Source organism: Mycobacterium sp. 1274761.0, from assembly GCF_001668615.1.
GTDB lineage: Bacteria > Actinomycetota > Actinomycetes > Mycobacteriales > Mycobacteriaceae > Mycobacterium.
Map to the genome: position 1 here is coordinate 15,209 of NZ_LZMC01000076.1, position 12,091 is coordinate 27,299.

Annotated in this window: 12 protein-coding genes; 9 read left to right on the top strand and 3 right to left on the bottom strand. The window is 64.7% G+C overall.

Going from position 1 to position 12,091, the window contains the following annotated elements:
• Positions 1 to 6 precede the first annotated feature (6 nt).
• From groES to A5651_RS16300, 3 genes are all read left to right on the top strand, one after another.
• Entirely contained in the window at positions 7 to 309 is a 303-nt protein-coding gene (groES, locus tag A5651_RS16290; protein WP_066982812.1) for a co-chaperone GroES, read from the top strand.
• 81 nt (positions 310 to 390) lie between these two features.
• Positions 391 to 2,019 carry a chaperonin GroEL gene (groL, locus tag A5651_RS16295; RefSeq protein ID WP_066982814.1) on the top strand — a complete coding sequence of 543 codons (1,629 nt, stop codon included), beginning with the start codon at positions 391 to 393 and terminating at the stop codon, positions 2,017 to 2,019.
• Positions 2,020 to 2,068: 49 nt separating this feature from the next.
• Positions 2,069 to 3,643, top strand: coding sequence for an adenylate/guanylate cyclase domain-containing protein (locus A5651_RS16300; RefSeq protein WP_082943807.1), 1,575 nt, complete (start codon positions 2,069 to 2,071; stop codon positions 3,641 to 3,643).
• Positions 3,644 to 3,661: 18 nt separating this feature from the next.
• On the opposite strand, the gene A5651_RS16305 is transcribed toward A5651_RS16300, so the two are convergent.
• Complete coding sequence (locus A5651_RS16305; RefSeq protein ID WP_066982817.1) at positions 3,662 to 4,069, bottom strand: hypothetical protein; 408 nt, start codon at positions 4,067 to 4,069, stop codon at positions 3,662 to 3,664.
• 112 nt (positions 4,070 to 4,181) lie between these two features.
• On the opposite strand from A5651_RS16305, the gene A5651_RS16310 reads away from it, so the two are divergent.
• The 4 genes from A5651_RS16310 (at position 4,182) to A5651_RS16325 (ending at position 9,409) form a co-directional block, all read left to right on the top strand.
• The gene (locus A5651_RS16310; protein WP_066982820.1) at positions 4,182 to 4,727 is read left to right on the top strand and encodes a TetR/AcrR family transcriptional regulator; all 546 of its coding nucleotides are present in this window, start codon (positions 4,182 to 4,184) and stop codon (positions 4,725 to 4,727) included.
• Between the two features lie 367 nt (positions 4,728 to 5,094).
• Complete coding sequence (locus A5651_RS16315) at positions 5,095 to 6,018, top strand: LLM class F420-dependent oxidoreductase (protein WP_066982823.1); 924 nt, start codon at positions 5,095 to 5,097, stop codon at positions 6,016 to 6,018.
• A gap of 57 nt (positions 6,019 to 6,075) precedes the next feature.
• Positions 6,076 to 7,629, top strand: coding sequence for an adenylate/guanylate cyclase domain-containing protein (locus A5651_RS16320; RefSeq protein ID WP_066982826.1), 1,554 nt, complete (start codon positions 6,076 to 6,078; stop codon positions 7,627 to 7,629).
• Positions 7,630 to 7,897: 268 nt separating this feature from the next.
• On the top strand, positions 7,898 to 9,409 hold the full coding sequence (locus tag A5651_RS16325) for an adenylate/guanylate cyclase domain-containing protein (RefSeq protein ID WP_066982829.1): 1,512 nt from the start codon (positions 7,898 to 7,900) through the stop codon (positions 9,407 to 9,409).
• A 9-nt stretch (positions 9,410 to 9,418) separates the two neighbouring features.
• Here the strand turns inward: A5651_RS16325 and A5651_RS16330 are convergent, their stop codons facing one another.
• Positions 9,419 to 9,631 (bottom strand): hypothetical protein, encoded by a 213-nt coding sequence (locus A5651_RS16330; RefSeq protein ID WP_066982831.1) that lies wholly within the window; start codon positions 9,629 to 9,631, stop codon positions 9,419 to 9,421.
• Positions 9,632 to 9,752: 121 nt separating this feature from the next.
• Here A5651_RS16330 and A5651_RS16335 point away from each other — a divergent pair, with 121 nt between their 5' ends.
• Complete coding sequence (locus A5651_RS16335; RefSeq protein ID WP_066982834.1) at positions 9,753 to 10,190, top strand: hypothetical protein; 438 nt, start codon at positions 9,753 to 9,755, stop codon at positions 10,188 to 10,190.
• A 234-nt stretch (positions 10,191 to 10,424) separates the two neighbouring features.
• A complete protein-coding gene (locus tag A5651_RS16340; RefSeq protein WP_066982837.1) occupies positions 10,425 to 11,480 on the top strand; it encodes a 3-deoxy-7-phosphoheptulonate synthase in 1,056 nt (351 codons plus the stop codon).
• On the opposite strand, the gene A5651_RS16345 is transcribed toward A5651_RS16340, so the two are convergent.
• Positions 11,477 to 11,767, bottom strand: a complete 291-nt coding sequence (locus A5651_RS16345; protein WP_066982840.1) for a WhiB family transcriptional regulator — start codon at positions 11,765 to 11,767, stop codon at positions 11,477 to 11,479. The genes A5651_RS16340 and A5651_RS16345 overlap by 4 nt on opposite strands.
• Between the last annotated feature and the right edge of the window lie 324 nt (positions 11,768 to 12,091).

Consider the following 12,091-nt stretch of genomic DNA (forward strand, 5'->3'; position numbering starts at 1 on the left):
CCAATCGTGGCGAGCGTGAACATCAAGCCACTCGAGGACAAGATCCTCGTTCAGGCCAACGAGGCCGAGACCACGACCGCGTCCGGTCTGGTCATCCCCGACACCGCCAAGGAGAAGCCGCAAGAAGGCACCGTCGTCGCAGTCGGCCCCGGCCGGTGGGATGAGGACGGCGAGAAGCGGATCCCCCTGGACGTGTCCGAGGGCGACACCGTCATCTACAGCAAGTACGGCGGCACCGAGATCAAGTACAACGGCGAGGAGTACTTGATCCTGTCCGCGCGCGACGTGCTGGCGATCGTCAACAAGTAACGACGAACATGACCGCCCCGGCGATCCCCGCGCAAGCGGCGGGTCCCCGGGGCGTCATGCACAGCGAGGACGGACACGCATATGGCTAAAGAAATCGAATACAACGAAACCGCGCGCCGTGCAATGGAATCCGGCGTCAACAAGCTCGCCGACGCGGTGCGTGTGACCCTGGGTCCGCGCGGTCGGCACGTCGTGCTGGCCAAGTCGTTCGGCGGACCGACGGTTACCAACGACGGCGTCACCATCGCCCGTGAGATCGACCTCGAGGATCCGTTCGAGAACCTGGGCGCTCAGCTGGTGAAGTCGGTGGCCACCAAGACCAACGACGTGGCCGGTGACGGTACGACGACCGCGACCGTGCTGGCTCAGGCCCTGGTCAAGGCGGGTCTGCGCAACGTCGCCGCCGGCGCCAACCCGATCGCCCTGGGCTCGGGCATCGGCAAGGCCGCCGACGCGGTGTCGGAAGCCCTGCTAGCCGCGGCCACCCCGGTGTCCGACAAGAACGGCATCGCGCAGGTCGCCACCGTGTCCTCGCGCGACGAGCAGATCGGCGAGCTGGTCGGCGAGGCGATGACCAAGGTCGGCGCCGACGGCGTCGTCTCCGTCGAGGAGTCATCGACACTGAACACCGAGTTGGAGATCACCGACGGTGTCGGCTTTGACAAAGGCTTCATCTCGGCGTACTTCATAACCGACTTCGACACGCAGGAGGCGGTGCTCGAGGACGCGCTGGTTCTGCTGCACCGCGAGAAAATCAGCTCGTTGCCCGATCTGCTGCCGCTGCTCGAGAAGGTCGCGGAGGCGGGTAAACCGTTGCTGATCGTCGCCGAAGACGTTGAGGGCGAGGCACTTTCGACGTTGGTGGTGAACGCCATTCGCAAGACCCTGAAGGCCGTCGCGGTCAAGGCACCGTTCTTCGGTGACCGTCGCAAGGCCTTCCTCGAGGATCTCGCGATCGTCACCGGCGGCCAGGTGGTCAACCCCGACGTCGGCTTGTTGCTGCGCGAGGTCGGCCTCGAGGTGCTCGGCTCGGCGCGGCGCGTCGTGGTCAGCAAGGACCAGACGGTGATCGTCGACGGCGGCGGGACGAAGGACGCGATCGAGGGCCGCAAGGCCCAGCTGCGCTCCGAGATCGAAACCACCGATTCCGACTGGGACCGCGAAAAGCTCGAGGAGCGGCTGGCCAAGCTGGCCGGCGGGGTCGCCGTCATCAAGGTCGGCGCGGCCACCGAGACGGCGCTCAAGGAACGCAAGGAGAGCGTCGAGGATGCGGTCGCTGCAGCCAAGGCGGCCGTCGAGGAGGGCATTGTCACCGGCGGTGGCGCTGCGTTAGTGCAGGCCCGGTCCGCGCTGAAGACGCTCAAGGAGGCGCTGTCCGGCGACGAGGCGCTGGGCGTCGACGTGTTCTCGCAGGCGCTGTCAGCACCGCTGTACTGGATCGCCGCCAACGCAGGTCTCGACGGGCACGTGGTGGTCAACAGGGTCAGCGAGATGCCAGCCGGGGAGGGCTTCAACGCCGCCACCCTGGAGTACGGGAACCTGGTCGCCGGCGGTGTCGTCGACCCTGCGAAGGTGACCCGCTCGGCGGTGCTCAACGCCGCATCAGTGGCGCGGATGGTGCTCACCACCGAGACCGCGGTCGTCGACAAGCCGGAAGAGCCGGCGGATGACGGCCATGGCCACGGCCACGGTCATCACCACCATCACTGAGTAGTTCAAAACGCCCCCGGCCGTGAGGTCGGGGGTGTTTTGTTTCGCCATGGATCGCATCTGGCAATCGGCGTGGGATCGCTATAAATCCAGGTATTCGTGGGTGTGCTGGGCGCTCACGCTGCCGCTGGCACTCCCGGTTTATCTAGCCTGGTCCTTCGGGATTGTCGCTTTCGAGAGGTCTGATCACTACACCGAGGCGGCCGCAGTGACCGTCGTCGCCGTGCTCGCGTACCTGTACGTGGTGGTGTTTCCCAGTGGACAGGATCCCCGCCTCATTGAGCGGTGGGCCGCCGGAGACGACGTTGACCGGTTGAGCGCACTTCGCGCCACCTATAGCTATGGCCGCAAAGTAATTGCGCGAGGGGTGCTCGTCACTTTCTTCTGGATCGCGGCGCTGTTCGTCGGTGTCGCGATGATTGCCGGCGCGAGCGGGTCGCGGCTCATCCAGTACGCGATTCTGGGTGCCGTCGCCGGGACTGCCGGCCAGTTGATTACTGCGCATAGCTACGCCGAATCAACGTTACGGCCCGCGAGGGCTGCGATCACGTCCGGAGCCTGGATGGGCGATTCCCTGCCCCGATCTCGCCCGGCGTTCGGCACGTGGACCAACGTTGCCCTGCTCGGGGTGGGGTTCGCGTTCGCCGTGGCGGGCGCGATGCTGGGAGCGGTTTTAAATGTGGCGCGGCACGGCCCTGTCCTCGCCATGGTGATCGGTGGTGTACTGGTTCTGGTCATTGGGCCGTCGCTCTGGGCTGCGTACTCGCCACTCCTGCAACCAATTCGCGATCTCGCCGCAGGAACTGAGCGTGTCGCGGCCGGTGATTTCAGCCAACGCCTGCCGGTTGTCCAAGATGACGATCTCGGCGCGCTGGTGGCGTCGTTCAACCGGATGCAGGCGGGTTTGGCTGAGCGGCAACGGCTTCAGGCGGCGTTCGGAACCTACGTCGATCCCGTTCTCGCGGCTCGGCTCCTTGAGCAGGGTGACGATGTGTTCAGCGGGGAGCGTCGTGACGTGACGGTGATGTTCGTCGATGTCCGCGACTTCACGCCGTTCGCGGAGGCGAATACAGCTGAGGACACCGTCTCGCGGCTCAACGCGTTGTTCGACATCGTGGTGCCTGCTGTCGTGGATGCCGGTGGCCATGTCAACAAGTTCCTCGGCGATGGTGCGTTAGCGGTGTTCGGTGCGCCCAATGATCTTGTCGGCCATGCTGATGCCGCCGTGCGCGCCGCGGTGGTGATTCAGGGACTTGTCGGCGAGCGCTTCGGTGGCGCGCTGCGGGTCGGAATCGGCATCAACACCGGGCCGGTGATCGCGGGCACCATCGGCGGCGGGAGCAAGCTGGAGTTCACGCTGATCGGTGACACAGTGAACGTCGCTGCCCGCGTCGAGCAGTTCACCAAGACCACCGGTGACCCGATTCTTCTCACCCAGCAGTGCGTCGACGCCTTAGCTACCCGGCCGCCGAAGCTCGTCAACCGGGGCTCACACGCATTGAAAGGAAAGTCAGCCTCGGTACAGATCTTCGGGCTCGACCCAGCGGCGATGCAATTCGGCACGGCCGAGACCGCGGCTGTGGACAAGCCGGCGGACGACGGCCATGACCGTCGTCATCACTGAGCAAGCCAGGGCCATCGGTCACGCCGATAGCAGCGAGGGCTCCACATGTTCGGTGTCGGTTCGGCGGGGCGAACTGGCGCCGGCAATCACGGTCATCGTCCGTGATGGACCGGGTGGGCCCTGTTCGCCGCGGTAGCTCTCGAGATACCGATCGACCTCCTGCCGGCGAAGCGGGGATGAGAAGATGCTCACCGGGCTGGTGGCCTCGGCGAAGACTCCCGACTGCTTCAGCGCCTGAGCTGCCGAACGGAACCCGATTACGGAACCCGCCAGGCAGGCGATTAGACCGATGCCGAGGATCGCGGCCAGGGCGCTGCCGGCGGCCAAGGCAGCGATGAACAGCCCAAGCGAGGTAAATGCTGCGAGCAGCAGCAGATAGCCCACGGCAGAGGCGACTTCAGCGGAAATCCGCGACAAGTTCTTCATTGATATCTTCCTTTCCACTTCCAGAGCACCACTACGCTACGCGTAGCGTAGCAATCGCTACGGATAGCGTAGCGTGGAATGGCGGAGACTTATTCCGTCGGAAGGAGGCCGCATGGCTCGACAGCGTCGCGTCGAGGACGGCATCGCGGACTCCGCGCTGCAAATATTGCGTTCCGCCGGGCCCCGCGCCGTCACCGTCGAAGCCGTTGCTGCGCAGTCGGGAATTGCAAAGACGACGATCTACCGGCGACACCTCAACCGTCGGGACATGCTGTCAAGCGCCTTATCGAAGCTTGCGTCGCCCGCGCCGCCGGATCGTCAGACAGATGCGGCCGAGCAGCTCCGCTGGCTGATCGATCACGCTGTCGAGGCCGTCGAGAACGGCATTGGGCTCGGCGGCTTTGCGGCGTTGCTGACAGAGGATGACCCGGAGTTCTCGGAGGCGTTCCGGCAGATACTCGCCGCGCAACGGGCCGAACTGACGTCCGTCATCGAGACCGCCAAGGCCGTGGGCGCCATGCGTGCCGACATCGACACCGCGACCCTCATCGACGCGATCGTTGGCGCATATATCGCCGAGCAATCGCGTACTGGGAGGGTTGCGGAGGGGTGGCGCGAGCGGCTTTTCGAATTGTTCTGGCCCGCAATACGGTTATGAGCTCGCCCTTTCTCATCAATCGGGTCCATCGGCAACGGCGACGAAAAACCATCTTCGTCCTCTGGAGGTGGCACCACGACCGAAGCAGCCGACGCCACCCCGATGTCGACGTCGGTCGAACCCCCACGCGCCGCTGAAGCCAGCTTCACTGCCGCCCAGGAGAACGCAATCGCCAAGGCCAAGACCTATCTGGATACGCCGCAGTTTCCAGACAGAAGTTGATTGACCAACCGGAGTTCGACGGCTTCACTGCGAGTCAGGCTCAGCACGGCGCGGAAGCGCCCTACGGAGGCTGACGGAAAACTGCATCGCCACCGAAGCTCTGAGAGTCGGAATGTGATGCCGGTCTGGCGCCGTTACGAAAGACGTGACCATTCGACTCGGATTGCAGATTCCCAACTTCTCCTACGGCACGCCGGTCGCGGAGCTGTTTCCGGCCGTCATCGCCCAGGCCCAGGAGGCCGAGGCAGCCGGATTCGACACCGTGCTGGTGATGGACCACTTCTACCAACTGCCCACGCTGGGTGAACCCGACGAGCCGATGCTAGAGGCCTACACCGCCCTGGGCGCTCTGGCCACGGCCACCGAGCGGGTGCAGCTGTCAACGTTGGTTACCGGCAACACTTATCGGAATCCAACGCTGCTCGCCAAGGCCGTGACGACGTTGGACGTCGTCAGCGCGGGCCGCGCAATCCTTGGCATCGGGGCGGGCTGGTTCGAGCTGGAACATCGACAGCTGGGCTTCGAGTTCGGCACGTTCAGCGAGCGGTTCGAGAAGCTCGAAGAGGCACTGCAGATCGTTGTCCCGATGCTGCACGGCGAACGACCGAGTTTCTCCGGCAAGTGGTATCACACCGAGAACGCGATCAACGAACCCCGGTACCGGGACCATATTCCGATCATGCTCGGCGGCAGCGGCGAGAAGAAGACATTCCGATTGGCCGCCCGCTATGCCGACCACCTCAACATCATCGCCGATATGGACGAGTTGCCCGGCAAAGTAGACGTCCTGCGGCAACGCTGCGCCGAAATCGAGCGTGATCCAGCAACTTTGGAGACCAGCTGCCTACTGACCGTCGTGGTTGACGGCTACGATGCGCCCCGGGATATCGGCGAGGCACGTGGCGGGCGGGCGGTCGCCGGGACACCCGATCAGGTTGCCGAGGAGATCAAATGCCGCGTGCTGGACGCCGGCGTCGACGGCGTGATCGTCAACCTGCCGACCCACAAGCACACATCCGGCGTCATCACCGCGGTGGGCGACGCGCTCAAGCCGTTGGTCAGCGCGTAGCGACGTAGGACGCGAAACGGCCCCCGGTCTCACGGTCGGGGGTGTTTTGTTTTCGGTATGGAACGCATCTACCAGTGGGCCTGGGACCGGTATGCCGCCAAATACTCGTGGGCGGTTTACGTGGTCAGCATCCCGGTCTCTCTGCCGGCTTACGTTTTCTGGTCGTTCCTCATCCTTGCCGTCGAGGGCTCGGATCATTACGTCGAGGCGGCAGCCATCACAGTTCCCGCCGTGGTGGCGATGGGGTATGCGGTCCAACTTCCGGGGCTGGGGCGTGGTCGACTTGTGCAGGAATGGGCGGCTGGTCGGTGGCTTGATCGGGCGGGGGCGATGGAGGCGACGTACGCCTGGACCCGCGCGGCGATCGCTCGCGCGGCCGTCCTCAACGCTGTTTGGGGCGGACTGGTGTCGGCCGTGATCGCGGCGATCGCCGGGGCGACAGAGTCGAGGATCGTTCAGTACGGGATCCTCGGCGTAGGCGTAGGAGCGGCCAGTGGGCTCATCGCGATGCACAGCCTTGCAGAAGCGACCGCGCGGCCGGCCAGGCTCGCAATCGCCGGTCATACGGCCGTCGGCGACTCTCTACCACGCTCCCGTCCGACCTTCGCCGCCCGATCGACCGTATTCGTTCTTGCGAACATCTTCATATTCGCCATTGAGGGCGCGATGCTGGCAACCGCACTTGATCGGTTCGATGCGAAACCTCTGCTCTTTCTTGTGATCGGATCCGCGCTGATGGTCGTGGTGGGAATCCCGCTCTCTGTCGGCCTCACATTTGCACCGGCGTTGCGGCCGATTCGAGATCTTGCGGCAGGAACCGACCGCGTCGCGGCCGGCGATTACGGGCACCGTGTGCCGGTGGTGCAGGACGATGATCTCGGAGCGCTTTCGGCTTCGTTCAACCGCATGCAGGCGGGTTTGGCCGAGCGGCAACGACTTCAGGCAGCGTTTGGCACCTACGTCGATCCGGCGTTGGCGGCGCGGCTGCTCGAACAGGGCGATGACGTCTTCACCGGCGAGCGCCGCGAGGTGACGGTGATGTTCGTTGACATTCGCGACTTCACGCCGTTCGCCGAAGCGAATTCCGCCGAGGACACGGTTGCGCGCCTGAATGCGTTGTTCGACATTGTGGTGCCAGCGGTGGTGGAGGCCGGTGGGCACGTCAACAAGTTCCTCGGCGACGGTGCTCTGGCCGTGTTCGGTGCACCGAATGACCTTGGCGCGCACGCCGATGCTGCGGTGTCGGCTGCCATAGTGATTCATCGTCGAGTGGGTGAGCGGTTCGGTGGTGGGTTGCGGATCGGCATCGGGATCAACACCGGTGTCGTGATCGCCGGAACTATCGGCGGCGCAGGCAAACTCGAGTTCACCTTGATCGGTGACACCGTCAACGTCGCCGCACGCGTCGAGCAGCTCACCAAGACCACCGGCGACTCGATCCTGCTCACTCAACAGACGGTCGACGCCCTTAGTTCTCGGCCCGCCGCAATCGCGGATCGGGGACCGCACGCACTGAAGGGAAAGGCGGCCCCGACAAGGATTTTCAGCCTTGACCTCGCGGCGACTCCCCGCGAGCGTGCACTGGATCCTCCCGACCCCCTCATCAGGTGAACGGATGGCGCCACGCGGCCGACGCGGGTGGCTGATGGAGCCGCGACTCCGGGTGATCTCGACCCTCCGCCGGAGTTTGCCCACCGGCTGACCTTTTTCGTTGGCGTCTCATGCCCGCAGACGCTGCCTCGAGAATGACCGGCTGACTTATTTTCTGTTGGCCTATCACGCGCGCAAGCACCTACAACCTTCCGGCGGCCGGGGCATAAGCCGACACGAACTGCTCAATAGCCGAAGGCCAACGGCTGCTGACGCTTAGCCTCGCGGCATGGAACGCATTTGGCAGTGGGGGTGGGAGCGGTTCGGACCTAGATACTCGTGGGTGATCTGGGCATTTGTGCTCGCCGGGATGATGCCAACGTATGTCATCTGGTCATTTGTTGTTGTCGCGTTCGAGAAGTCGAATCAGTACCTCGAGGCAGCCGCCTTTACGGTCGTCGCGGTTCTTGTGAACGCATCGGTGTCCATTCTTCCCGGCAGCCGACGGTTTCAACGCGTCCAATGGTGGGCGGCCGGCCGTGGAGTCGATCGTGCGGCAGCATTGGCAGACACGTATGCGTGGACTCGGGCGGCGGGCGTTCGAGCCTTGATTTTCCTGCCCGTTTGGACAGTGTTCCTCACCGGCATTGTCGGAGCGATTGCCGGCGCGACGGGGACTCGGCTGACTCAATACGGCTTCCTAGGCGTCGCGATGGGAATCGCCATGGCGCTGATCGGCGTGCACAATTCAGTACAAGGAGCAATTCGGCCGGCGAGGATCGCGCTCTCCGGAACCACAGAGATCGGCGACGCGCTTCCCCGTCCTCGCCCGACTTTTGCTGCGTGGTCGAACCTAGCGATGCTCGGTTCCATGTACGCCTTCACCGTCATGGGCGCGATGATGGTGGTCGTCCTGGACCCAGCTGGTCAGTTCCCAGCTCTTCCGGCTCTGATCGGGTTCATCGTCACGCTCGGCCTCGGCGCGCCCATCACCATCGGTGCCATGGTCTCGCCGTCCCAGCGGCCCATCCGGGATCTGGCCGACGGTACCAAACGTGTTGCGGCCGGCGACTACTCGCAGCGTCTGCCCGTGGTTCAAGACGATGACCTGGGGGCGTTGGCGGCATCTTTCAATCGGATGCAGGCGGGTTTAGCTGAGCGGCAACGTCTTCAGGCGGCGTTCGGCTCCTATGTCGACCCCGCACTCGCCAAGCGGCTGCTCGAACAGGGTGACGACGTGTTCACCGGTGAGCGCCGTAAGGTGACGGTGATGTTCGTCGACATTCGCGACTTCACACCGTACGCCGAAGCCAACAGCGCCGAGGACACCGTCGCGCGGTTGAACGCGTTGTTCGAGATCGTGGTGCCGGCGGTGGTGGACGCCGGCGGACACGTCAACAAGTACCTCGGTGACGGTGCGCTCGCGGTCTTTGGTGCACCGAACGACCTCGCCGACCATGGCGACGCCGCGGTGTCCGCCGCGATGACGATTCATCAGCGGGTCGCCGAGCGATTCGGTGGTGAGCTCCGCATCGGCATGGGGATCAACACCGGTGTGGTGATCGCCGGAACCATCGGCGGCGCAGGCAAACTCGAGTTCACCTTGATCGGGGATGCGGTGAACGTGGCGGCACGTGTCGAGCGGCTCACCAAGGTCACCGGCGATACGATCCTGCTGACTCAGCAGACCGTCGACACGCTGGCCTCACGACCGCAGGGCCTCCACGACAGGGGAACCCATCCGCTGAAGGGAAAGTCCGCCGCGGCAAGGGTTTTCGGGCTCGAACCAGCGCGGCGATGAGCCCGGCGCTTACCCCCGGTCCCGTATCTCGACAGCTGCCTCGAGCATCTGCTCGGTGCTCGCGAGCCGGTCCTGCAGATTGAGGTCCACGATCAGCTCGTGTGCGCCGGACTCTGCGGCTGCTCGGATGTCGTCGACTACTTGATCGAGTGTGCCGACGGATCCAGATCGATCAGGTCCCGGCGGCCGGGGTGTGAAGGTGACGTTTGCGACCACGACCATACCAAGCTCGCCGCAAGCCGGACGGCGCAGCGGCTGTCTCGATTGCCGTGAATGGTGCCGCACGAATCAGGGCCAACTCGCTCGACGGGTAGGCGGCGAAAGCGGACCTTATCGTCAGTGCGTGACCGAGGACCCAGGCCTGTGGCAGGACGCGCTCGTCGAAATCGCCGTGAGGCTGGAAGCCAAAACCCGGCAGAGCCGGTGGACCGCGCGAACCGACCACCTCATCGAGCGGGACTTCGCGTTGGGCGCATACGCGATACGGAAACTGGTCGAGTCGCGCCACGTGCCAGACGACATCAGCGGCCGTAGCTTCCCGGTCCGCCGCTGCGGCGCGACAGGGCCCGACGAGTTCGACGGCGGCCGCCGGGCGACGCTTTCCGTACGGGAGCTATGCCACGCCATCCTGCACAGCGTCGTCTTCACGTTCTCGTGCGGTGAGACGGCTGACCTTTTCGACGGCGTCTACGTGGCACCGGCGCGGCACCGCAACCGGTTCGCCTATCTGGTGCTGGCATCCGACTTCATCGGTCTGTGCTCCGATATCGCCGAGAGCTGAGCGGCGACCGCGATTTTGCCGCCGTCGGATGGCCGTATAACCTGGTCACCGTGAACATCAGTGGACGCGTCGGCTATTGGCGCTTTATGCAGGCTCCGGGCGGAGCCGATAAAGCGCAGCGCTAAGCACGCATCCACCCGGAGCCAAGGCAGTGACCAGCAGGTCGCTGCCTTTCGTCATTCAAGGGCGCCGGTCATTCACCCCAGTGCCCACACCAGAAAGGCACCAGCAACCATGAACCTCTCGCAGATCGCGACTGCACCGGCCACGTCGGACCGGCGGATTCGCAGCTTCAGCGAGATCCCGAGCCCGCACGACGTGCTCACAGAGTTCCCGCTGGGTGCCCGGCGCGCCGAGCGGGTGGCCCGCGACCGCGACGAGATCGCGGCGATCCTCGCCGGCCGCGACGAGCGCCTGCTGGTTGTGGTGGGCCCCTGTTCGGTGCACGACCCGACCGCCGCCCTGGATTACGCCAGCCGCCTGGTCAAAGTCGCCGACGAGCTCAGCGACCGGCTCAAGATCGTCATGCGCGTGTACTTCGAGAAGCCGCGCACCACGACCGGTTGGAAGGGCTTGATCAACGACCCGGGTATGGACGGCACCTTCGATGTGACGCGCGGCTTGCGTACCGCTCGGCAATTGCTGCTCGACATAATCGACATCGGCCTGCCGGTGGGATGTGAATTCCTGGAGCCGACCAGCCCGCAGTACATCGCCGACGCCGTGGCGTGGGGAGCAATCGGTGCTCGCACCACCGAATCGCAGGTGCACCGCCAGCTCGCGTCGGGGCTGTCGATGCCGGTCGGCTTCAAGAACGGCACCGACGGCAGCATCCAGGTCGCGGTCGACGGGGTGAGAGCCGCTGCTGCCCAGCATGTCTTCTTCGGCATGGACGATCGCGGCCGCGGTGCGCTGGTCAGGACCGAGGGCAATGGCGACTGCCACGTGATCCTGCGCGGCGGTACTGATGGGCCGAACTACGATGCGGATTCCGTGCGCGGCGCCGCCGCCAAGTTGGCGGCGGCGGGGCTGCCCGCACGGGTCGTGATCGATTGCAGCCACGCCAATTCCGGCAAGGATCACATCCGTCAGGCGGTCGTCGCCGCCGAAGTCGCGCGGTTGGTTCGCGACGGGCTTCCGGTGAGCGGGGTGATGCTGGAGAGCTTCCTGGTCGGAGGCGCCCAAGCCGCCGAAGCGCGCCCGCTTACCTACGGTCAATCGGTGACCGACAAGTGCATGGATTGGCCGAGCACCGAACTGGCGCTGCGGGAGCTGGCAAGTAGCGGCTAGGAGGCGCGGCGGATGCCGCGTTTGAGTAGCAACTCCCGCTCGGACTCCGACAGGCCGCCCCAGATTCCGTAGGGCTCACCGACGGCGAGGGCATGCGAGCGGCACTGGGCAATCACCGGGCAACGGCGGCACATCTCCTTGGCGCGCAGTTCGCGTTGTGCGCGGGCCCGGCCACGTTCGCCATCGGGGTGAAAGAACACCGACGAGTCGACTCCTCGGCATAGCCCGTGCATCTGCCAATCCCAGATATCAGCGTTGGGCCCGGGTAGCTGTTGCGGCTGTGGCATGTGGAAAACCCCTCTCTACGCACCGATTTCGGCAACGCACCGATGCGTGAGTTGTGGAACCGATTTGAGCACAAGTCGCCGGTGACTACTCGTGGGAACAAGGTAGGGGTGCTTAACAAAACGAGTCAATAGGGCGCACATGTGCTCAACTACATAACCGCAGGCCGAGAATTTACATCACGTTCATCGGTTCGACCCGCCGGCGCTGACGCGGGTGATAACTAATGGCCCAATACGCCACTCTGATTCGTATTTCCGCAGTTCGCTCAATTCGGCGTGGCGGAGCAATGTCGCACCCTTTTCCAATCAGTTGACATGGCTGTA